Origin of the sequence: Streptomyces sp. NPDC002573, assembly GCF_042889625.1 — a bacterium.
GTDB lineage: Bacteria > Actinomycetota > Actinomycetes > Streptomycetales > Streptomycetaceae > Streptomyces > Streptomyces gibsoniae.
This window is the reverse complement of the sequence record NZ_JBIARC010000011.1, coordinates 58,027-78,692: the sequence shown is the minus strand read 5'-3', so window position 1 is coordinate 78,692 and position 20,666 is coordinate 58,027. Positions and strand designations below refer to the sequence as shown.

Annotated in this window: 16 protein-coding genes and 1 pseudogene; 11 read left to right on the top strand and 6 right to left on the bottom strand. The window is 72.0% G+C overall.

Features of this window, described 5'->3' with window-relative positions; genetic code table 11:
* Nucleotides 1-50 precede the first annotated feature (50 nt).
* Nucleotides 51-2,528, top strand: a complete 2,478-nt coding sequence (locus tag ACFYX0_RS13440) for an MFS transporter (protein ID WP_388969932.1) — start codon at nucleotides 51-53, stop codon at nucleotides 2,526-2,528.
* Nucleotides 2,529-2,539: 11 nt separating this feature from the next.
* Here the strand turns inward: ACFYX0_RS13440 and ACFYX0_RS13435 are convergent, their stop codons facing one another.
* Nucleotides 2,540-3,493: a DMT family transporter gene (locus ACFYX0_RS13435; RefSeq protein WP_388969930.1), complete on the bottom strand. Its 954-nt coding sequence runs from the start codon at nucleotides 3,491-3,493 to the stop codon at nucleotides 2,540-2,542.
* Nucleotides 3,494-3,639: 146 nt separating this feature from the next.
* Nucleotides 3,640-5,235, bottom strand: a pseudogene (locus tag ACFYX0_RS13430) (ABC transporter ATP-binding protein); the annotation flags it as partial.
* A 445-nt stretch (nucleotides 5,236-5,680) separates the two neighbouring features.
* Between ACFYX0_RS13430 and ACFYX0_RS13425 the strand changes: the two are divergent.
* The gene (locus ACFYX0_RS13425; protein WP_388969928.1) at nucleotides 5,681-6,574 is read left to right on the top strand and encodes an oxidoreductase; all 894 of its coding nucleotides are present in this window, start codon (nucleotides 5,681-5,683) and stop codon (nucleotides 6,572-6,574) included.
* 15 nt (nucleotides 6,575-6,589) lie between these two features.
* On the opposite strand, the gene ACFYX0_RS13420 is transcribed toward ACFYX0_RS13425, so the two are convergent.
* The 3 genes from ACFYX0_RS13420 to ACFYX0_RS13410 are packed head-to-tail and all read right to left on the bottom strand — an operon-like array spanning nucleotide 6,590 to nucleotide 7,854.
* Nucleotides 6,590-6,796 (bottom strand): DUF397 domain-containing protein, encoded by a 207-nt coding sequence (locus ACFYX0_RS13420; RefSeq protein WP_388969926.1) that lies wholly within the window; start codon nucleotides 6,794-6,796, stop codon nucleotides 6,590-6,592.
* 46 nt (nucleotides 6,797-6,842) lie between these two features.
* Nucleotides 6,843-7,049, bottom strand: coding sequence for a DUF397 domain-containing protein (locus tag ACFYX0_RS13415; RefSeq protein WP_355907101.1), 207 nt, complete (start codon nucleotides 7,047-7,049; stop codon nucleotides 6,843-6,845).
* The gene (locus ACFYX0_RS13410; RefSeq protein ID WP_388969924.1) at nucleotides 7,009-7,854 is read right to left on the bottom strand and encodes a helix-turn-helix domain-containing protein; all 846 of its coding nucleotides are present in this window, start codon (nucleotides 7,852-7,854) and stop codon (nucleotides 7,009-7,011) included. Before ACFYX0_RS13410 ends, ACFYX0_RS13415 begins: the two co-directional genes overlap by 41 nt.
* Nucleotides 7,855-8,014: 160 nt before the next feature.
* Between ACFYX0_RS13410 and ACFYX0_RS13405 the strand changes: the two genes are divergently transcribed.
* The 8 genes from ACFYX0_RS13405 (at nucleotide 8,015) to ACFYX0_RS13370 (ending at nucleotide 17,999) form a co-directional block, all read left to right on the top strand.
* Nucleotides 8,015-8,812, top strand: coding sequence for a TIGR03084 family metal-binding protein (locus ACFYX0_RS13405; protein ID WP_388969922.1), 798 nt, complete (start codon nucleotides 8,015-8,017; stop codon nucleotides 8,810-8,812).
* The gene (locus tag ACFYX0_RS13400) at nucleotides 8,809-10,500 is read left to right on the top strand and encodes an acyclic terpene utilization AtuA family protein (RefSeq protein WP_388969920.1); all 1,692 of its coding nucleotides are present in this window, start codon (nucleotides 8,809-8,811) and stop codon (nucleotides 10,498-10,500) included. The genes ACFYX0_RS13405 and ACFYX0_RS13400 overlap by 4 nt, the downstream gene beginning before the upstream one ends.
* Nucleotides 10,497-12,095: an acyl-CoA carboxylase subunit beta gene (locus ACFYX0_RS13395; protein ID WP_388969918.1), complete on the top strand. Its 1,599-nt coding sequence runs from the start codon at nucleotides 10,497-10,499 to the stop codon at nucleotides 12,093-12,095. The genes ACFYX0_RS13400 and ACFYX0_RS13395 overlap by 4 nt, the downstream gene beginning before the upstream one ends.
* 6 nt (nucleotides 12,096-12,101) lie before the next feature.
* Nucleotides 12,102-13,940, top strand: coding sequence for an acetyl/propionyl/methylcrotonyl-CoA carboxylase subunit alpha (locus tag ACFYX0_RS13390; protein ID WP_388969916.1), 1,839 nt, complete (start codon nucleotides 12,102-12,104; stop codon nucleotides 13,938-13,940).
* A gap of 20 nt (nucleotides 13,941-13,960) precedes the next feature.
* Complete coding sequence (locus tag ACFYX0_RS13385; protein ID WP_311699688.1) at nucleotides 13,961-15,121, top strand: acyl-CoA dehydrogenase family protein; 1,161 nt, start codon at nucleotides 13,961-13,963, stop codon at nucleotides 15,119-15,121.
* Nucleotides 15,122-15,329: 208 nt separating this feature from the next.
* The gene (locus ACFYX0_RS13380; RefSeq protein ID WP_355907083.1) at nucleotides 15,330-16,061 is read left to right on the top strand and encodes an enoyl-CoA hydratase family protein; all 732 of its coding nucleotides are present in this window, start codon (nucleotides 15,330-15,332) and stop codon (nucleotides 16,059-16,061) included.
* The gene (locus ACFYX0_RS13375) at nucleotides 16,049-16,663 is read left to right on the top strand and encodes a TetR/AcrR family transcriptional regulator (RefSeq protein WP_388969914.1); all 615 of its coding nucleotides are present in this window, start codon (nucleotides 16,049-16,051) and stop codon (nucleotides 16,661-16,663) included. Before ACFYX0_RS13380 ends, ACFYX0_RS13375 begins: the two co-directional genes overlap by 13 nt.
* Before the next feature lie 295 nt (nucleotides 16,664-16,958).
* A complete protein-coding gene (locus ACFYX0_RS13370; RefSeq protein ID WP_355907077.1) occupies nucleotides 16,959-17,999 on the top strand; it encodes a 2-oxoglutarate and iron-dependent oxygenase domain-containing protein in 1,041 nt (346 codons plus the stop codon).
* Between the two features lie 70 nt (nucleotides 18,000-18,069).
* Here the strand turns inward: ACFYX0_RS13370 and ACFYX0_RS13365 are convergent, their stop codons facing one another.
* Complete coding sequence (locus ACFYX0_RS13365; RefSeq protein WP_355907074.1) at nucleotides 18,070-19,170, bottom strand: citrate synthase 2; 1,101 nt, start codon at nucleotides 19,168-19,170, stop codon at nucleotides 18,070-18,072.
* Between the two features lie 548 nt (nucleotides 19,171-19,718).
* Between ACFYX0_RS13365 and pdxH the strand changes: the two genes are divergently transcribed.
* The gene (pdxH, locus tag ACFYX0_RS13360; protein WP_355907289.1) at nucleotides 19,719-20,357 is read left to right on the top strand and encodes a pyridoxamine 5'-phosphate oxidase; all 639 of its coding nucleotides are present in this window, start codon (nucleotides 19,719-19,721) and stop codon (nucleotides 20,355-20,357) included.
* Nucleotides 20,358-20,666: the final 309 nt, after the last annotated feature.

Sequence of the window (20,666 nt, the reverse complement as noted above, 5' to 3'; positions counted from 1 at the left end):
TTGGTCGGCGTGGAAGTTTGAAATCCGGACCAACCTGGAGAGGATTGTGCATGGCCAGCCACGCCGCTGAGGTGCCTGCCGCCCGGGCGACCGCTGACACCCAGCAGGCGCGACGGCGGTGGATCGGACTCCTCGTCGCCTGTCTCGGGCAAATGGTGATGTTCGTCAACATCACGCAGACGACAGCGATCCTGACGCCGATCCAGCAGGACCTGCACGTCCCCGGCTCGACCCTGGTCTGGATGGCCAGCCTCTACTCCGTGATGGTCGCCAGCTTCGTCCTGTCCGCCGGGACGGTCGGCGACATCGTGGGACGCCGCCGGATCTTCGCCCTCGGCGCGTTCCTGCTGGGCGGGGGAAGCCTGACCGTCTTCCTGTCCTCCGGTTCGGCCGGTGTCCTCGCCGGAGAGGCGATCATGGGTCTGGGCGGGGCGGCGGTCCTTCCCAACAGCCTGTCGATCGTCACCCACCTGTTCACCGATGCGCACGAGCGGACCAGGGCGGTCGGCATCTGGGCCGCGGTCTCCGGCATCGGCCTGGGAGCCGGCCCGATCGCCGCCGGATTGATCCTCGAGCGTTACTCCTGGCACGCGGTGTTCCTCGTCAACGTGGTCCTGGCGGCCGTCGTGCTGCTCCTCACCCCCCGCTTCGTCGCCGAGAGCCGGCACCCCGGCCGCCATCTCGATCCCCCGGGCCTGGTGCTCGGGGTGGCAGCCATCGGCGCTCTCAACTACGGCGTCATCGACGGCGGCCACTCGGGCTTCGGGTCGGCCCGGGCCGTGGGCGCGTTCGTCGTGGCCGCGCTGGCGCTGGTGGCGCTCGTCGTGGTCGAGGCGCGTACGCGCACACCGATGCTGAAGCTGCGGCTGTTCCGCATCCGGTCGTTCGCCACGGCCAACGTGGTCGCGCTGATCGCGCAGTACGGATTCGTGGCCACTGCGTTCACTCAGGTGCTCTACCTCGAGCGGGTCCGGCACGAGACGATCCTCAGGTCGGGTCTCCTGCTGCTGCCGCTGATGCTGGCCTACGTGGTCTTCAGCTTCGTGGCCGCTCCGCTGGCACGTGCGATCGGCTTCAAGGCGACGCTGGGGATCGGTGCGCTGCTCGCCGCGGCCGGCAACCTGCTGATGATGTACCAGGACCCGTCGACGTCCTTGGCGACCACCGGGGTCCTGATGGCGATGTTCGGGGCCGGGGCAGGGCTGATCCTTCCCCCGGTCACCGCGGTGTCGGTGATCAGCGTGCCGCACGCCGACGGTGGCATGGCCAGCGGCACCGTCAACCTGTTCCGCCAGGTCGGCGGCACGCTCGGGGCGACCGTCACCGGGACGATCCTCACCAGCGGGCTGACGTCCCGACTTCCCGACCGGTTGACGGACCGGGGTCTGCGGCCGTCCGTCGCCGAGAAGCTGACCGCCGCCGTCAGCAGCGGGGCGCCCCCGTCCAGAGTCTCCCGCGCTCTACGGGAGACGATCACCGCAGCCGTCGGCGAGGCGTTCTCCGGGGCACTGCACCTGGCCGTGCTGATCCCGGGTGCGGCGATCCTGGCAGGCGGCGCGGCAGCCGTCGTCCTCATCCGCAACCGGCCGGGACAGCCGGCCGCCTCGCCCGTCGCGGCGGGGAGCACCCAGGCCACGGTCCGGGAACCGGAACCGGAGCCGCAGCTCGTGGGTGCGGGCACCGCCGCTGTCGGGCAGCCGGCCACCGGGTACACCGCGGCGCACTCAGGCTCGTCCGGTCGGGAGGCTCCCCTGAACGGCATGACCGGCACGGTCGTTCACGGATTCGTGCGCGACGGCACGGGCACCGCGGTCGGAGCGGCCACGTTGACCCTGATCTCGTTGCAGGGCACACAGCTGGGCCGCGCCCATGTGGGCCCGGACGGCGGATACGCACTGACCGCTCCGGCCGGCGGCAGCTACGTGCTGATCACGGCGGCCGACGGGCGTCAGCCGCAGGCGTCCACCCTGGTCGTGGGGGAGGAACCGCTCAGCCACGACGTGGTCCTGTCGGGTGCTGGCGGCCTGACCGGAGTGGTGCGCGACGCGGACGGCGGGAAGCCGGTGGCCGAAGCCATGGTCGTCGTCACTGACGTCCGAGGCGAGGTGCTGGTCACGCACACGACCGGGGAGTCGGGCGCCTTCACCTTCGACGAGCTGGTCGCGGGCACCTTCACCGTGGCGGTCAGCGCCGCCGCCTACCGGCCGGTGGCGCTGCCGGTGGAGGTGGGTGACCACGTGACCCGCCTCGATGTCGACCTGAGCCGCGGTGCCGTACTGCAGGGCACGGTGCGTGCGGGGGCCGGCCGTCGGCCGCTGCCCGACGCGCGGGTCACGCTGGTGGACGCCGCCGGCAATGTCGCGGGCACGGCGATCACCGACGACGACGGCTCGTACGCCTTCACCGATCTGGACAGCGGTGAGTACACGGTGACCGCCAGCGGATACGCGCCCGTGGCCACCTCGCTGTCCCTGGACGGCCCCGGGCGGAGCGATTACGACATGGAGCTGACCCACCCGGACCGGTGACCGGAGGTGCCTCAGGCGGCGGGTTCGACCGGAGGCGCGGCGCGGCGGGTCTGGGTGCGGACCGCTCCCATGCTCGCCGCGATGACCAGGGCGATCGCCGCCGCCTGGGTGGCGGTCAGGGACTGGCCGAGGACCAGGAAGCCGGCGGTCGCCGCGATCGCCGGCTCCAGGCTCATCAGGATCGCGAAGGTGGAGGCGGGCAGCCGGCGCAGGGCGAGCAGTTCCAGGGTGTAGGGCAGCACCGAGGAGAGCATCGCCACGCCCGCGCCCAGCCCGAGGGTCGTCGGTACGAGCAGTCTCGTGCCGGACTCGGCGATCCCCAGCGGCATGAACATCACCGCGGCGACCGCCATCGCCATCGCCAGCCCGTCGGCCTGGGGGAAACGCCGTCCGGTACGGGCGCTGAAGACGATGTACGCCGCCCACATCGCGCCCGCCCCGAGGGCGAAGCCGACCCCCGCCGCGTTCAGTTCGCCGAAACCGCCGCCGCCCAGCAGGAAGACACCGGCCAGGGCGAGGCCCGCCCAGAGAAGGTTCACCAGACGGCGGGAGGCGAACACGGACAGGGCCAGCGGGCCGAGGACCTCCATCGTCACCGCGAGGCCCAGCGGGATGCGGTCCACCGACTGGTAGAAGAGGCCGTTCATCGCGGACATGGTGATCCCGAAGACCACCACCGTGCCCCAGTCGGCGCGCGAGTGCCCGCGCAGCCGGGGCCGGCAGACCAGCAGCAGGACGAGGGCCGCCACGACGAGCCGCAGGGTGACCACACCGAGCGCGCCGGCCCGCGGCATCAGGCTCACCGCGAGCGCCCCGCCGAACTGCACGGAGATGCCTCCGGCGAGCACGAGCCCCACCGGCCCGAGGGAACCGCGACGGCCAGGCCCGCCGGACGCCGACGGCGCGCGTTCCGGTGCGGTCGCGGCCGGGACCGGGGAGGAGGAGGCGGCGCTGGCGGGGTTCACGGGGCCTTCCAGGGGACTCGATACGTCGTGTGCAGTGTGCTGCACTCGGGAGTCGAGGGTAGTGGACTCGGTCAGGTGTGTGAACCCTAAACGAGCCTGTCGCGGGAGAACCAGGGAACCGGGCGCACCGGGTGGACCGGGAGGGATCAGCCTCCGTGGCCGTACGGGTGTGTCCCGTTGTGGAACCCCTCGTGGAACCCGTCTTGGTAGGTGCCTTGGAACCCATCTTGGACTCCTTCGTGAAGCTCGTCACGGAAGAGAGCACGGCCGTCGGGAAACTGGCCGGGAAGGTGATGGGCCCCGGCGTCGGCCGGGTCGCCGGTGTACTCGAAGGCGTGGGGGTGGGCGTGGGACTGGGACTGGGACTGGGACTGGGACTGGGACTGGGACTGGGCAGCCCAGCTCGGATATGCCTCCGCCCCCGCGTACCCCACCGGACCCCCGGCGGGAGCCGCCGCCGGCTCCGTGAACAGCGGCAGCCGTAGCTCTCCCGTGTCCATCAGCGCGTTGTTCTGCGACCGGTGCAGCCGGGCGTAGGCCCCGCCCCGGGCGAGCAGTTCGTCGTGCCGGCCCGTCTCGACGATCCGGCCCTGGTCGACCACGAGGATGCGGTCGGCGTCCGGCGCCAGATTCAGATCGTGCGTGATCACGATCGTGGTCCGGCCGGTCATCAGGCGCCGCAGCGGCCGGACCACCCGGCGGGCGGCCATCGCGTCCAGGCCGGTCGTCGGCTCGTCCAGGACGAGGACCGGCGCGTCGCGCAGGATGGCGCGCGCGATGGCCAGACGCTGGAGCTGGCCGCCGGACAGCCGCGCCGAGTTGGGGTCGACCTTGGTGTCGTAGCCGTCCGGCAGCTTCATGACGAAGTCGTGCGCGTCGGCCGCCCGCGCCGCCTCGACGATCGCCCGGTCGCTCGCGCCGGGCCGCCCGCAGGCGATGTTCGCGCGGACGGTGTCGTGCAGGACGAGGGTCTCCTGCGGCAGCAGCGTGACGTACTCGCGCAGCCGGGCCAGCGGGAAGTCGCGGATCGGGGTTCCGTCGAGCAGGACCGTGCCGGAGTCGGGATCGTAGAAGCGCAGCAGCATCCTGGAGACGGTGGACTTGCCGGCGCCGCTCGGCCCCGTGATGATCACCAGCTCGCCGGGCCGGACGGAGAAGGACAGTCCGGCCAGGGCCGCCTTGTCCGTGCCGGGGTAGCGGAAGGACAGGTCCCGCACCTCCACGGCGCCGTCGGGCCGGCCGAGCGGGGTGTCCGGGGAGCGCGCCGGGTCGCCCACCGAGGGCCGTACATCCAGGATCTCGACCAGCCGCTCGGCGCCCGCCGTGGCCGCGTTGACCGTCAGCCCGAGCTGGGCGAGGCCGCGGACGGGCGGGTAGAGATAGCCGAGGAAGGCGGCGAAGGCGAGGAGCTGGCCGAGGGTCATACGGCCGGTGGAGATCTCCCATGCGCCGATGCCGATCACCGTGAGCACGCACACCGTCTCGATGACCTGCACGAGCTGCTCGTACGCCTCGTTGAGCCGCGTCGAGCGGACCGAGGCGCGGAACCAGGCGTTCGCCTCCTCGTGCAGCCGCCTGCGTTCGGCGTCCCTGCGGTCGTAGGCCTGGGTCAGGACGATGTTGTCGAGCGACTCCTCCACCACGGAGGTGATCGCGCCGTCGGCGACCCGGCCCTCCCGGGAGACGTCCTTGATGGAGCCGGAGAACCGGCGGGCCGCCAGCCAGAACAGGGGCGCGAGGAGTACACGCCCCTCCCGGCCCGCTTCGGCAAGAAGGAGCAAACGGGCCCTGTGAAAACCTAGGAAATGGCTGGCAGTTGCCGGAAGAACCTGAGCGTTGCGTGTAGCCCGGGGTCCTTGCTGTGAGTTCCCTGGCCGAGACGCCAGCGACGGCGCCTGTGCCACTGCGTGAGCGCGGTGGCTGAGCCCGGCCGCCGGATACGACTGCAGCCTGGTCCAGCAGGACCTGGGAACACCCGGCCCCGCTGCTCTGCGCTGCTAGAATATTGGCCAGCAGGGCAGCCTTCTCGGCGCGGATTCCCATCCACCGGGGAGGCTTTTTTCATGCCCCGGGCCCTGTCCCGGCACTGCCGGACCCGCTTCGAGGCGCCCGCCCCGCCGAGCGGCCTGAACCCGCCGCACCCACCCGCGGTTCCCCGTTCCCAGCCCGCAAGAGGAGAGCCATGTCATGAGCCCACAGACGAACACCGCAGCAGACGCCGGAACCTGGCAACTCGGTGACCTGACCGTCAACCGTGTCGGGTTCGGCGCGATGCGCCTGACGGGCACCGCGCCCTTCGACCGCGGCGTGCCGCGTGACCGCGAGCAGTCGATCCGCGTGCTCCGGCGGGCGGTCGAACTCGGCGTGAACCACATCGACACCGCCGCGTTCTACTTCTCCGCGACGCGCTCGACCAACGAGCTGATCAACCGGGCGCTGGCGCCGTACCCGGAGGACCTGGTCATCACCACCAAGGTCTGGCCGGGCCGTGATCCCTCGGGCGCGTGGTGGTGGGCCACACCGGCGCAGTTGCGCAGCCAGGTCGAGGAGAACCTCCGTCAACTCGGCCGGGATCACCTGGACGTGGTGAACCTGCGCGTGCCGCCGAGCCGGCGGACCGGATCGATCAGCGAGCACTTCGGTGCGTTGGCCGAGCTGCGCGACGCCGGGCTGATCCGCCACCTCGGCGTCTCCAACGTCACGTCGGAGCAACTGATCGAGGCCCAGACCATCGCCCCGGTCGTCTGCGCGCAGAATGCATACGGGATCGGTGCGGCGAGCGAGGACCGGGCGCTGCTGCGGCTCTGCGGTGAACTCGGGCTCGCCTTCGTTCCGTTCTTCGCGATCGCTGGTCCCGGCCGCGAAGAGGGTCCGGCTCCCGGTGACAGCAAGGCGGTGTGCGCCGTCGCCCGCGCGCACGGTGCGTCCCCCGCGCAGGTCCGGCTGGCCTGGATCCTGCAGCAAGGGCCGCACGTTCTGGCGATCCCGGGGACCGGTGATCCGGACCACCTCGCACAGAACGTGGCGGCCGGCGCGCTGCGGCTCTCGAAGGAGGAGATGGCACGCCTCACCTCGCTGTGACCGGGTGACGCGTCCTCAGCTGAGCAGATCGTCGACGGCGGTCTTGACGAAGGTCGCGAAGGCGTGCGGAGTGATGGTGAGGACTCCGGCCGCAGGGTTCTTGGAGTCGCGGATGGCGATGTGGGGGTTGTGGTCGGCGACCTCGACGCACTCGCCGCCGGTGTCGCCGCTGTACGAGGACTTACGCCAGGTCGCGCCCGTGAGATCCGGGTTCGTTCTCATGTCGCCCCCTCGTCGTGCGTTGCTTCGGCCGGTGGGAGAGGCTGGCTCAGCGGAGAAGATCGTCAGCAGCGGCCTTGACGAAGGCCGCGAAGGCGTGCGAGGTGACGGCGAGGGCTCCGGCGCCGGGGTTCTTGGAGTCGCGGATGGCGATGTGGAGGGTGAGGTCGGCGACCTCGACGCAATCACCGCCGGTGTCACCGCTGTACGAGGACTTACGCCATGTCGCGCCCGTCAGGTCCAGGTTCGTTCCCATAACGCTCCTCCATCACGCGGGCGATCAGTGCCGCCGAGTCCGTCAAGGAGAGGGCAGCAGCCTGCAGTTGATCGTAACGGACCGAACCCTCCTTGATGGCTTCCGGATTGGCCGTCATGTGCCCCTGGACGAAGTCCTCGGTGTAGACGATTTCCGGGTGGCTGACGAAGCGCAATAGGTTGAATGAGCCCATCAATCCGGTGTGCGCCCCAGCCTCGAACGGCAGCACCTGCACATCCAGCCACCGGCGCTTCTGCAAGGTCAACAGGTGGGACAGCTGCTCCCTCATGACCTCCCGGCCGCCGACCTCCTGGTGCAGGACCGCCTCGCTCAGCACCACCCACGTGACGGGCGGTTGCTCCCGTTCCAGGATGCGCTGGCGTTCCAGGCGAGCAGCCACCTTGGCGTCGAGGTCGCCCTCCTCCCGCGCTCCGAGCACCGCCCGCGCGTAAGCCCCTGTCTGAAGAAGGCCGTACACCAACTGGCACTGATACGTGGAGATGTACGCGGCCTTCTGCTCCATCTCCGCATACGGCTGAAACCAGCTGGGCAACTGGCTCCGCAACACCAGCCCCACCAACCGCGAGAACAACCCGTCCGTCCCCAGCGCCGCATCCAGCCGCTCGGAGAAGTCCCGCTGTGGAACCTTCGCCGCCGTCTCGATCTGGCCGATCAGTGACCCGGTGCAGAAGACTGCGGACCCGAGCTGGGCCAGCGTGAGCTCCGCTGCTTCGCGTGCCCTGCGCAGCTCATAGCCGTAGTAGTCCAACGGCGACGCACTCGGGTCGAGTTCACGGCTTCGCACACCGACCACCTCCAGTCACTGAGAGTAGCCGCATCCGCACGCACAGGTGGCGGGATGTGGAGATCAAATTAATGCAAGCATGCTTGATTGTTTCCGGGCCCGCTGCCATGCTCCTCAGCGCACCGCCACGCACGCCGTCGTCCCCGGAGGGGAGCGCATCGTGTCCGACGCATCGCCAGTGATCGACGATCTGGGCCGGGAGAGCGAGGAACTCGACCGGTTGGTCGCCGAGTTGGGGGAGGAGCCCTGGGGGCTCGCCACGCCCGCCCCGGGCTGGACCGTCGCCCACCAGATCGCGCATCTCGCCTGGACGGACCGCGCCGCGCTGCTTTCCGTCACCGACGCGGAGGGGTTCGCGAAGGAGGTGGAGAAGGCGCTCGCCTCGCCCGGCACCTGGGTCGACGACGCCGCGCGCGAGGGCGCCGCACTGCCGCCCGCACGGCTGCTCGCCGAGTGGCGCAGCGGACGGGCCGCCCTGGACCGCGCCCTGCGCGCCGCCCCCGCCGGCAGCCGCTTCCCCTGGTACGGCCCGCCCATGTCCGCCGCCTCCATGGCGACGGCCCGGCTGATGGAGACCTGGGCGCACGGGCAGGACATCGCCGACACGCTGGGTGTGGTGCGCACCCCCACCGACCGGCTGCGGCATGTGGCCCGCATCGGCGTGCGGGCGCGTGACTATGCCTATGCGGTAAGGGAGTTGAGCGCCCCGCGCGAGGAGTTCCGGGTGGAGCTGGTCGCACCCTCCGGGGACGCCCTGTGGACCTACGGCCCCGAGGACGCCCCCCAGCGGGTGACCGGCCCCGCGCTGGACTTCTGTCTGCTGGTCACCCGGCGCGCGCACCGCGCCGACCTCGCGGTGCGGGCCGAGGGCCCGGACGCCGACCGCTGGCTGGACATCGCCCAGGCCTTCGCGGGCCCGCCCGGGGCCGGGCGGGCGCCGAAGGGGGACGCCGCGTGAGGCCCCTGCGGATAGGCAACGCCTCCGGCTTCTACGGCGACCGCTTCGACGCCCTGCGCGAGATGCTCACCGGCGGCCCGCTCGACGTCGTCACCGGCGACTACCTAGCCGAGCTGACGATGCTGATCCTCGGCCGCGACCGCCTGAAGAACCCCGCCGGGGGCTACGCGCGCACCTTCCTGGGCCAGCTGGAGGAGTGCCTCGGCCTCGCCCACGCGCGCGGGGTGCGCATCGTGACGAACGCGGGCGGCCTCAACCCCGCCGGACTCGCCGACGCCGTACGGGAGCTGGCCGGCCGCCTCGGCATCCCCGTACGCGTGGCCCATGTCGAGGGCGACGACCTCACGGCCGCGCACCCCGGTACGCTCGCCGCCCACGCCTACCTCGGCGGCCAGGGCATCGCCGCCTGTCTGCGCGAGGGCGCCGACGTCGTGGTCACCGGGCGGGTCACGGACGCCGCGCTGGTCACCGGGCCCGCCGTCGCCCACTTCGGCTGGGGACCCGAGGAGTACGACCGGCTGGCGGGCGCCGTGGTCGCCGGGCACATCCTGGAGTGCGGGACCCAGGCCACCGGCGGCAACTACGCCTTCTTCGCCGAGCACCCGCCCGCGCTGCTGCGCCGCCCCGGCTTCCCGCTCGCCGAACTCCACGAGGACGGCAGCGGCGTCATCACCAAGCACGACGGCACCGGCGGTGTCGTCGACCTCGGCACGGTCACCGCGCAGTTGCTGTACGAGACGGCCGGCGCCCGGTACGCGGGCCCGGACGTCACCGCCCGCCTCGACACGGTCCGGCTCACCCAGGAGGGACCCGACCGGGTACGGGTGGAAGGCGTACGCGGGGAGGCGCCGCCCCCGGCCCTCAAGGTGGGCCTGAACCGGCTGGGCGGCTTCCGCAACGAGGTCACCTTCGTGCTGACGGGGCTCGACATCGAGGCCAAGGCCGCGTACGTGCGGGACCAGATGGACGCGGCCCTGGCGGGGGCCAAGTCCCGGCCCGCGCAGATCCGCTGGGACCTCGCTCGTACCGACCACCCCGACGCCCCGACCGAGGAGACCGCGAGCGCCCTGCTCCGGCTGGTCGTGCGCGACCCCGCCCAGGAGGCGGTGGGCCGGGCGCTCAGCGGTGCCGCGATCGAGCTGGCGCTCGCGAGTTACCCCGGCTTCCATGTGGTCGCCCCACCGGGAAAGGGCTCCCCCTATGGGGTCTTCGAGGCCGCCTACGTAGACCGCGATGCCGTCGAGCACACCGCGGTGCTCCACGACGGCCGGCGGATCCCGGTGCCGGGCGTCCACGACACCCGCGTACTCGACGACGTACCGGAGCCGCCCCTGCCCGAGCCGCTGCCCCCGGGCCCGACCCGGCGCGCGCCCCTCGGTGTGGTCGCCGGGGCCCGCAGCGGTGACAAGGGCGGCAACGCCAACGTCGGGGTGTGGGTGCGCACGGACGCCGCCTGGCGGTGGCTCGTCCGGGCGCTCACCGTCGACCGCTTCCGGGCACTCCTGCCGGAGACGGCCGGACTGCCCGTCGTACGGCACGTCCTGCCGAATCTGCGCGCCCTGAACTTCGTCGTCGAGGGGCTCCTCGGCGAGGGCGTCGCCGCGCAGCACCGCTTCGATCCGCAGGCCAAGGGCTTGGGCGAATGGCTGCGCGCCCGCCACCTGGACATACCGGAGGACCTGTTGTGACCGTCCTTGCCTCGGCCCTGGACACGGGCGGCCCGGAGTACCGGGCCAACCGCGAGGCCATGCTCGCCAAACTCGCCGAGCTGGACGCCGAACACGCCAAGGCACTGGCGGGCGGCGGCGAGAAGTACGTGGAGCGCCACCGCGCACGCGGCAAGCTCCTCGCCCGTGAGCGGATCGAGCTGCTCCTCGATCCCGACACCCCGTTCCTGGAGCTGTCGCCGCTCGCAGCCTGGGGCAGCGAGCACACGGTGGGCGCCTCGCTCGTCACCGGGATCGGTGTCGTCGAGGGCGTCGAGTGCCTGATCACCGCCAACGACCCCACCGTCCGTGGCGGCGCCAGCAACCCGTGGAGCCTGAAGAAGGCCCTGCGGGCCAACGGCATCGCGCTGGAGAACCGGCTGCCCTGCATCAGCCTGGTGGAGTCCGGGGGCGCGGACCTGCCGTCCCAGAAGGAGATCTTCATCCCGGGCGGTGCGATCTTCAGGGATCTGACCCGGCTGTCCGCCGCCGGGATCCCCACCGTCGCCGTCGTCTTCGGCAACTCCACCGCCGGAGGCGCCTACATCCCCGGCATGTCCGACCACGTGATCATGGTGAAGGAGCGGGCCAAGGTCTTCCTCGGCGGACCCCCGCTCGTGAAGATGGCCACCGGCGAGGAGAGCGACGACGAGTCCCTGGGCGGCGCCGAGATGCACGCGCGCGTGTCGGGCCTCGCCGACTACCACGCCGTGGACGAGCAGGACGCCCTGCGCCAGGCCCGCCGGGTGGTCGCGCGCCTCAACCACCGCAAGGCGCAACCCGATCCGGGCCTCGCCGTCCCTCCCAAGTACGACGAGGACGAACTCCTCGGGATCGTGCCCGGCGATCTGAAGGTGCCCTTCGACCCGCGCGAGGTCATCGCCCGGATCGTCGACGGCTCCGACTTCGACGAGTTCAAACCGCTGTACGGCAGAAGCCTGTGCACCGGATGGGCGGCCCTGCACGGCTATCCGGTCGGGGTGCTGGCCAACGCGCAGGGGGTGCTGTTCAGCGAGGAGTCGCAGAAGGCGGCCCAGTTCATCCAGCTGGCCAACCAGCGCGACATCCCGCTGCTCTTCCTGCACAACACCACCGGCTACATGGTCGGCAAGGAGTACGAGCAGGGCGGCATCATCAAACACGGCGCGATGATGATCAACGCGGTGTCCAACAGCCGGGTCCCGCATCTGTCCGTGCTCATGGGCGCCTCGTACGGGGCCGGGCACTACGGCATGTGCGGACGCGCCTACGACCCGCGCTTCCTGTTCGCCTGGCCCAGCGCCAAGTCCGCCGTGATGGGCCCCCAGCAGCTCGCCGGCGTCCTGTCGATCGTCGCCCGCCAGTCCGCGGCCGCCAAGGGCCGGCCCTACGACGAGGACGCGGACGCCGCCCTGCGCGCGATGGTGGAGCAGCAGATCGAGTCCGAGTCCCTGCCGATGTTCCTGTCCGGGCGGCTGTACGACGACGGGGTCATCGACCCCCGCGACACCCGCACCGTGCTCGGCCTGTGCCTGTCCGCGATCCACACGGCGCCCTACGAGGGCGTGCGTGGCGGGTTCGGCGTCTTCCGGATGTGAGGCCCCGTGATTGATTCCGTTCTGGTGGCGAACCGCGGCGAGATCGCCTGCCGCATCGTCCGTACCTGCCGTGAGCTGGGCATCCGCACGGTCGCCGTGCACTCGGACGCCGACGCGGACGCGCTCCACGCGCGCGTGGCCGACGCGGCGGTCCGGCTGCCGGGGTCGGCGTCCGCGGACACGTATCTGCGCGGCGACCTGATCGTTCAGGCGGCGCTCGCGGCCGGCGCCGACGCCGTGCACCCCGGGTACGGCTTTCTGTCCGAGAACGCCGGCTTCGCCCGCGCGGTGCTCGACGCGGGTCTGACCTGGATCGGGCCGCCGCCCGAGGCGATCGAGGCGATGGCCTCCAAGACCCGCGCCAAGAAGCTGATGGGCCTGGAGCCCCTGGCCACGGTCACGGCCGAGGATCTGCCCGTCCTGGTCAAGGCGGCGGCCGGCGGCGGTGGACGCGGCATGCGGGTCGTACGGGACCTGGCCGACCTGGACGCCGAGCTGACCGCCGCGCGCGCCGAGGCCCTCGCCGCCTTCGGTGACGACGAGGTCTTCGTCGAGCCGTATGTGGAGGGCGGACGCCATGTCGAGGTGCAGGTCCTCGCCGACACCCACGGCACGGTGTGGACGCTCGGCACCCGCGACTGCACGCTCCAGCGGCGCCACCAGAAGGTGATCGAGGAGGCCCCGGCGCCGGGCCTCACCCCCGAACTCGCGGACTCCCTGGAGGAGACGGCCCGACGCGCCGCCCTGGCCGTCGACTACGTGGGCGCGGGCACCGTGGAGTTCCTGGTCGCGGACGGCCGGGCGCACTTCCTGGAGATGAACACCCGGCTCCAGGTGGAACACCCCGTCACGGAGGCGGTGTTCGGGATCGACCTGGTGGCGCTCCAGATCCGGGTCGCGGAGGGCGCCGCGCTCGACGGCGAGCGGCCCCGCGCGCACGGCCACGCGATCGAGGCCCGCCTCTACGCCGAGGACCCCGCGCACGGCTGGGCCCCGCAGACCGGCACCCTGCACCGGCTCGCCGTACCGGACGTGCGCCTGGACACCGGGTACACCGACGGCGACACGATCGGCGTCCACTACGACCCGATGCTCGCCAAGGCCGTAGTCCACGCCCCCACGCGCGCGGAGGCCGTCCGCAGGCTCGCGGGCGCCCTGGAGCGAGCCGAGATCCACGGCCCGGCGACCAATCGGGATCTGCTCGTACGGTCCCTGCGCCACGAGGAGTTCACGACGGCCCGTATGGACACGGGCTTCTACGACCGTCATCTGAGCGCGCTGACCGAGCCCGCCTCCGACCCGTACGCGCCGCTGGCCGCCGCCCTCGCCGACGCGCACGGCCGCTCGCGGTTCGGCGGCTGGCGCAATCTGCCGTCCCAGGAGCAGGTCAAGCGGTACCTCGTGGCGGGCGAGGAGCACGAGGTGCGCTACCGGCACACCCGCGAGGGCCTGACGGCCGACGGGGTGAGCGTCGTGCACGCGGACGCCCGGCTCGTGATCCTCGAAGTGGCCGGGGTGCGGCGGAAGTTCGCGGTGAGCCGGTACGGCGACCAGGTGTACGCCGGCGGCACCGCCCTCACCGCCCTGCCCCGCTTCCGGGAACCGGCCCCCGACCACGCCCCCGGCTCCCTGCTCGCGCCGATGCCGGGCACCGTCGTACGCGTCGCCGAGGGCTTGGCCGTCGGATCGTCCGTGCAGGCCGGAGAGCCCCTGCTCTGGCTGGAGGCGATGAAGATGGAGCACAAGATCACGGCGCCCGTCAGCGGCACGCTCACGGCCCTGCACGCGACCCCCGGCCGGCAGGTGGAGGTCGGCACCCTGCTCGCCGTCGTACAAGCCCTTTGACCGTCCTCCGAGGAGGTTCCATGACCCCTGTCGCAGAAACCGAAGAGCACAAGGCACTCCGATCCGCCGTCTCCGCCCTAGGCAAGCGCTACGGCCGCGGCTACCTCGCCACGGTCGTCGCCGAGGGCCGCCACCCCACCGAGCTGTGGGCGGAGGCCGCCAAGCTGGGCTACCTCGGCGTGAACCTCCCGGAGGAGTACGGGGGCGGAGGCGGCGGCATCGCCGAACTGTCCATCGTGCTGGAGGAACTGGGCGCCGCGGGCTGCCCCCTCCTCATGCTCGTCGTCTCGCCCGCCATCTGCGGCACCGTGATCGCCCGCTTCGGCACCGCCGAGCAGAAGCGCCAGTGGCTGCCGGGCCTCGCGGACGGCACCCGCACCATGGCCTTCGGGATCACCGAACCCGACGCCGGCTCCAACTCCCACCGCATCACCACCACCGCCCGCCGCGACGGCACCGACTGGGTGCTGAGCGGCCGCAAGGTGTTCATCTCCGGCGTCGACATCGCCGACGCGACCCTGATCGTCGGCCGCGCAGAGGACGCCCGCACCGGGAAGCTCAAGCCCTGTCTGTTCGTCGTCCCGCGCGAGACGCCCGGGTTCGAGCGCCGCCCGATCGACATGGAACTCAGCAGCGCGGAGAAGCAGTTCGAACTGACCCTGGACGAGGTACGGCTGCCCGCCGACGCCCTCGTCGGCGACGAGGACGCCGGGCTGCTCCAGCTGTTCGCCGGTCTCAACCCCGAGCGCGTCATGACCGCCGCCTTCGCGATCGGCATGGGCCGCTACGCGATCTCCCGGGCCGTCGAGTACGCGCGCGACCGCACCGTCTGGAAGCAGCCCATCGGCGCCCACCAGGCGATCGCGCATCCCCTCGCCCAGGCGCACATCGACCTCGAACTGGCCCGGCTGATGATGCAGAAGGCCGCCTTCCTGTACGACTCCGGGGACGACATCGCCGCCGGCGAGGCCGCCAACATGGCCAAGTACGCCGCCGGGGAGGCCTGTGTACGGGCCGTCGACCAGGCCGTGCACACCCTCGGCGGCAACGGCCTGACCCGCGAGTTCGGACTCGCCTCGCTGATCACGGCCGCACGCGTGTCCCGGATCGCGCCCGTCAGCCGGGAGATGGTCCTCAACTACGTCTCCCACCAGAGCCTCGGCCTGCCGAAGTCCTACTAGGCCCTGTCGTCAAACTCCCGCCTGCCCCGCGACGCCATGCACGCTCCCCCACTCTCGGCTTCGCTCGAGCGGGAGGGGCCCCACGCCGCCGCAGAGCCCGCCCTCCGGGCGGACGACGGCAGTTTGACGACAGGACCTGGGCCGTACGGCCGTACGTCCCTACGAGGTCGTACGAGGCCGCATCGAGTCGCACGTACCAGGAGGAGCCATGTCCGTCCGTGCCGCCGACCACCGGGGCATCACCACCCTCACCCTCGATTCGCCCGGCAACCGCAACGCGCTCTCGGCCGAGCTGGTCCAGGGCCTGACGGACGCGCTCACCCGCTGTGGCAAGGACCACGACGTACGCGCCGTGGTCCTCACCCACACCGGCAACACCTTCTGCGCGGGCGCCGACCTGCGCGACCCGCCGCACCCCGACGCACTGGTCGGGCTGCTGCGGCAGATCGTCGAGCTGCGCACGCCCGTCGTCGCCCGGGTGACCGGGCACGTACGGGCGGGCGGCCTCGGCCTGCTGGGCGCCTGCGACATCGCGGTCGCCTCCACCGACGCCACCTTCGCCTTCACCGAGGTCCGCATCGGCGTGGCCCCCGCCGTGATCTCCCTGCCCCTGCTGCCCCGCACGGACCCCCGCGCGCTCGCCCGCTACTACCTCACCGGCGAACGCTTCGACGCCGCCGAGGCCGTACGCACCGGACTGCTCACGGCCTCGGGCACGGACGTCGACGAGGTCCTCGCGCCCGTGCTCGACGGACTGCGCCGGGCCTCGCCCCAGGGCCTGGCCGAGACCAAACGGCTGCTCACGGCTACTGTGCTGGAGACCTTCGACCGGGACGCCGCCGACCTGACCGCGCTCTCGGCCCGGCTGTTCGCCTCCCCGCAGGCCCGCGAGGGGATGACGGCCTTCCTCGAGAGACGGGATCCCGTATGGGTGGTGTGAGCACGGCCGACCGCGTTCCCAAGCAGGACCGCAGCAGGGCCACCCGGCAGCGGCTCCTGGAGGCGGCGGTGGCGTGCCTCGCCGAACGCGGCTGGTCGGGCTCCACCGTCTCCGTGGTCGCCGAGCGCGCGGGCGTCTCCCGCGGCGCCGCCCAGCACCACTTCCCGACCCGCGAGGACCTGTTCACGGGGGCCGTCGAGTACATGGCCGAGGAGCGCACGACGGCGATACGGGCGCTGTTCCCGGAGGGTGCCGCCGACCGGCGCGCGGTGGTCGCCGCCCTCGTCGACCTCTACACCGGGCCGCTGTTCCGTGCCGCCCTGCATCTGTGGGTCGCCGCCTCCAGCGAGGAGCAGCTGGGCCCGCGGGTGACGGAACTGGAGGCCCGTGTCGGCCGGGAGACCCACCGTATGGCGGTCGATCTGCTGGGCGCCGACGAGTCCCGGCCCGGGGTGCGGGAGACCGTGCAGGGCCTGCTGGACATGGCCCGTGGCCTGGGCCTCGCCAACCTCCTCACGGACGACGCCGGCCGCCGGGAACGGGTGGTGGCCCAGTGGGGCGCACTGCTGGACGAGGCACTGGGCGACGCCCCGGGAGCATGACCGGCGGGGTACCGGGCCGAGCCCCGGGAGTGTGACGGAAGAGGCACCGGAAGCCAGGCCGGAGAGCGTTACTCTGGGCCCATGCTTCCGATGCTCGTTCGACGCCGACACGTGGACTACGTGCGCGTCACGAGCATGGGCTGTCGGCGCTCTGCCTGACCCAGCCCCGATCTCTGCGTTTCTCCCGCGCATCCGAGCGCGCTGCCACGCCTCCACGCCCTTTCCACCCGGCACCCGGGCACCGCCGACACCCCAGGCGGGCCGTCCGGGCCCCGTACACCCCGCGGACGCACCCATGACCCACACGGCCACCACCCCGTCGTACGAGACCTCCCGGCGACAGCTCCCGATCATCGACCTCTCCGCGGCCGACCGCGGCCCCGAGGACCGGGCGCTGTTCCATGCGCAGCTCCACAGCGCCGCCCACGACGTGGGCTTCTTCCAGCTCGTCGGGCACGGCATCACCCAGGCCGAGACCGATGCCCTGCTCGGCGCCATGCGGGCCTTCTTCGCACTGCCCGAAGCGGACCGCCTCGCCCTCGACAACGTCAACTCGCCCCACTTCCGCGGCTACACCCGCATCGGCGACGAGCGCACCGCCGGTGCCCGCGACTGGCGCGACCAGCTCGACATAGGCGCGGAACGCCCCGCCCACGTGCCCGGACCGGGCGAGGCCTCCTACTGGTGGCTCCAGGGGCCCAACCAGTGGCCCGCGGCCCTCCCCGAGCTGCGCACCGCGGCTCTCGCCTGGATCGACCGGCTCAGCGCGGTCGCCGAGCGGCTGCTGCACGAGTTGCTCGCCGCGATCGGCGCGGACCCCGCCTTCTACGACTCCGTCTTCGGGGACCGAGCCCACCCCCACCTGAAGTTCGTCCGCTACCCGGGCAGCGCGGGCGACGGCGCCGACCAGGGCGTCGGGGCGCACAAGGACTACGGCTTCCTGACCCTGCTGCTGCAGGACCGGGTCGGCGGGCTCCAGGTGCAGCGCGAGGACGGGCTCTTCCACGACGTGCCGCCGCTGGACGGGGCGTTCGTGGTCAACCTGGGCGAACTGCTGGAGGTGGCCACCAACGGCTATCTGCTGGCCACCAACCACCGGGTCGTTAGCCCGCCCGGTGCCACCGAGCGGTTCTCCGTGCCGTTCTTCTACAACCCGCGCCTGGACGCCCGGGTCGAGCCGCTGCTGTTCCCGGGCGCCTCGACCGCGCCCGGTATCACCGCCGACCCGGCCAACCCGCTGTTCGCCGAGTACGGCTACAACGAGCTCAAGGGCAAGCTCCGGGCCCACCCCCGCACCGCCGAGCGCCACCACGCGGCGCTGCTCACACCGGCGTGACTCCGGCCGCCGGGACACCGGCGTGACCTCGGCCGCCGGGACACCGGCGAGGGGGTGACTCCCGCAGGCCTCAGCGGGTCATGTCCGCGTAGCCCTCGATCTCCTGGGGGCTGCGCGAGCCGGGGCCGACATAGCGGGCCGAGGGGCGCACCAGACGGCCCGTGCGCTTCTGCTCCAGGATGTGCGCCGACCAGCCGGCCGTCCGGGCGCAGGTGAACATCGAGGTGAACATGTGCGCCGGGACCTCGGCGAAGTCCAGGATGATCGCCGCCCAGAACTCCACGTTCGTGGCGAGGACACGGTCGGGACGGCGGCTGTGCAGCTCCTCCAGGGCCGCCTTCTCCAGCGCCTCCGCGATCTCGAAGCGCGGGGCGCCCAGCTCCCGGGCCGTACGGCGCAGCACCCGTGCCCGCGGGTCCTCGGCGCGGTAGACCCGGTGCCCGAAGCCCATCAGCCGCTCACCGCGGTCCAGGGCCTGCTTCACATAGGCCTCCGCGTCCCCGGTCCGCTCGATCTCCTCGATCATGCCGAGCACACGGGAGGGCGCACCGCCGTGCAGCGGCCCGGACATGGCGCCCACGGCGCCCGAGAGCGCGGCCGCCACGTCCGCGCCCGTGGACGCGATCACCCGGGCCGTGAAGGTGGAGGCGTTCATGCCGTGCTCGGCGGCGGACGTCCAGTAGGCGTCGACGGCCGCGACATGCTTGGGGTCCGGCTCGCCGCGCCAGCGGATCATGAACCGCTCGACGATGGAGTTCGCCTTGTCGATCTCGCGCTGCGGCACCATCGGCAGCCCCTGGCCACGGGCCGACTGGGCGACGTAGGACAGCGCCATGACGGCCGCGCGGGCCAGGTCGTCGCGGGCCTGCTCCACGTCGATGTCCAGCAGCGGCTTCAGGCCCCAGACCGGGGCGAGCATGGCGAGCGCCGACTGCACGTCGACCCGGATGTCACCGGAGTGAACGGGGATCGGGAACGGCTCGGCGGGCGGCAGGCCGGGGTTGAAGGCCCCGTCGACCAGCAGCCCCCAGACGTTGCCGAACGAGACGTGGCCGACCAGATCCTCGATGTCGACGCCCCGGTACCGCAGGGCACCGCCCTCCTTGTCGGGTTCGGCGATCTCCGTCTCGAACGCGACGACTCCTTCGAGCCCGGGTACGAAATCGGACATCAGGCGGCTCCTCGTGATGTGTGCGGCGGATGTGGTCGGTGGGATTCCCGCCGACCCCGTCCACGGCCCGCTGGGACGACTCGGGCCGTGCACTTCGGTTGCGGGAAAGGGGTGGCCGCCCCGGTTCCACGGTCCTTCACGGTCGTATCCGAAGACTCGCGGTCCAAAACGGTCACTCCGGTGATGCCCCGCTCGGCAGGCGGTCACCCCATCCGAGCGGCACCAGCACGATATCCCCGAGTGCCACCTTTGGGGAGAGCATGCGGCACTCAGTGCCACGCAGTGATGAACCACACCCCCTATGGGAGCCGTGCCCCGTGCGGCAAGATGACGGCGTGACCGACCGCCGCCCGAACGAACCGGCACCCGAACCCGCAGATGAAGGCGGAGCCGAACCCTCCGAACCGTCTGCCCGGCCCTCCGTCGAGGCCCTCCGTGCCGCCGAGGCCGCCGCCGCGGCCGCGGACGCCGCGGAACCCGTCCTCGAACCCATCGTCGAACGCGCGGCCGAAGGTCCCGTCGAGGACCTGGCCCACAACCCCGCCGAGATGCGGGCGCACTACCGCCACGAGGGGCTCGACGAGTCCTCGCTCGCGGCCCACCCCATGGAGCAGTTCGCCCACTGGTTCAAGCAGGCCGCCCAGGCCGCCGTGGCCGGGATGATCTTCGAGCCGAACGCGATGATCGTGTCCACGGCGGACGCGGACGGCCGCCTCAGCTCGCGCACGGTCCTCATGAAGCAGTACGACGCCCAGGGCTTCGTCTTCTACACCAACTACGACTCCCGCAAGGCCCGGGACCTCGCGGCGAACCCGCACATCTCGCTGCTCTTCCCCTGGCACCCCATGGCCCGCCAGGTCATCGTCACCGGCACCGCGCACCGCACCGGCCGCGACGAGACCGCCGCCTACTTCCGCACCCGCCCCCATGGCTCCCAGCTGGGCGCCTGGGCCAGCGCCCAGTCCTCCGTGATCCCCACCCGGGCCGGGCTGGACACCGCCTACGAGGAGCTCAGCGCCCGCTACCCCGAGGGCTCTGAGGTCCCGGTCCCGCCGCACTGGGGCGGCTTCCGGATCGTCCCCGAGACCGTCGAGTTCTGGCAGGGCCGCGCGAACCGCCTCCACGACCGCCTCCGCTATGTCGCCCTGCCGGACGGCACCTGGCGGGTGGAGCGGCTGAGCCCCTGAATCCGCCCCGAGACGCAGACGACCCGCGAGCTCTGGTCCCTCCGCCTGACGGCGGAGAAGCCGGCCGGACGTACCGGCGAGCTCGCGGGTCGGGTGACTGCGTTGGATTAGGCCGGCTGCACGTATCTCGCACGCGCTGGTCCGGCACCGCACCGAGTGTGGTGACGGGCCACTAGCCCGCAGCCACCTCCGACGTCCGGTGTGCATACATGCTCCGAACCACCTCCTTTCTTCGGTGCTCCCCACCCTAAGAACCCTTTCGCCACCGATCAACAGCTTTTTTCCGGACCCTTTTCCGGACGCACGTCC

Excerpts from the sequence above, each read along its gene's own strand:
- ACFYX0_RS13440 (WP_388969932.1), top strand. The coding sequence starts at position 51 with ATGGCCAGCCACGCCGCTGAGGTGCCTGCCGCCCGGGCGACCGCTGAC.
- ACFYX0_RS13425 (WP_388969928.1), top strand. The coding sequence starts at position 5,681 with ATGAGCCCACAGACGAACACCGCAGCAGACGCCGGAACCTGGCAACTC.
- ACFYX0_RS13420 (WP_388969926.1), bottom strand. The coding sequence starts at position 6,796 with ATGAGAACGAACCCGGATCTCACGGGCGCGACCTGGCGTAAGTCCTCG.
- ACFYX0_RS13415 (WP_355907101.1), bottom strand. The coding sequence starts at position 7,049 with ATGGGAACGAACCTGGACCTGACGGGCGCGACATGGCGTAAGTCCTCG.
- ACFYX0_RS13385 (WP_311699688.1), top strand. The coding sequence starts at position 13,961 with ATGACCCCTGTCGCAGAAACCGAAGAGCACAAGGCACTCCGATCCGCC.
- ACFYX0_RS13380 (WP_355907083.1), top strand. The coding sequence starts at position 15,330 with ATGTCCGTCCGTGCCGCCGACCACCGGGGCATCACCACCCTCACCCTC.
- ACFYX0_RS13375 (WP_388969914.1), top strand. The coding sequence starts at position 16,049 with ATGGGTGGTGTGAGCACGGCCGACCGCGTTCCCAAGCAGGACCGCAGC.
- ACFYX0_RS13370 (WP_355907077.1), top strand. The coding sequence starts at position 16,959 with ATGACCCACACGGCCACCACCCCGTCGTACGAGACCTCCCGGCGACAG.
- ACFYX0_RS13365 (WP_355907074.1), bottom strand. The coding sequence starts at position 19,170 with ATGTCCGATTTCGTACCCGGGCTCGAAGGAGTCGTCGCGTTCGAGACG.
- pdxH (WP_355907289.1), top strand. The coding sequence starts at position 19,719 with ATGCGGGCGCACTACCGCCACGAGGGGCTCGACGAGTCCTCGCTCGCG.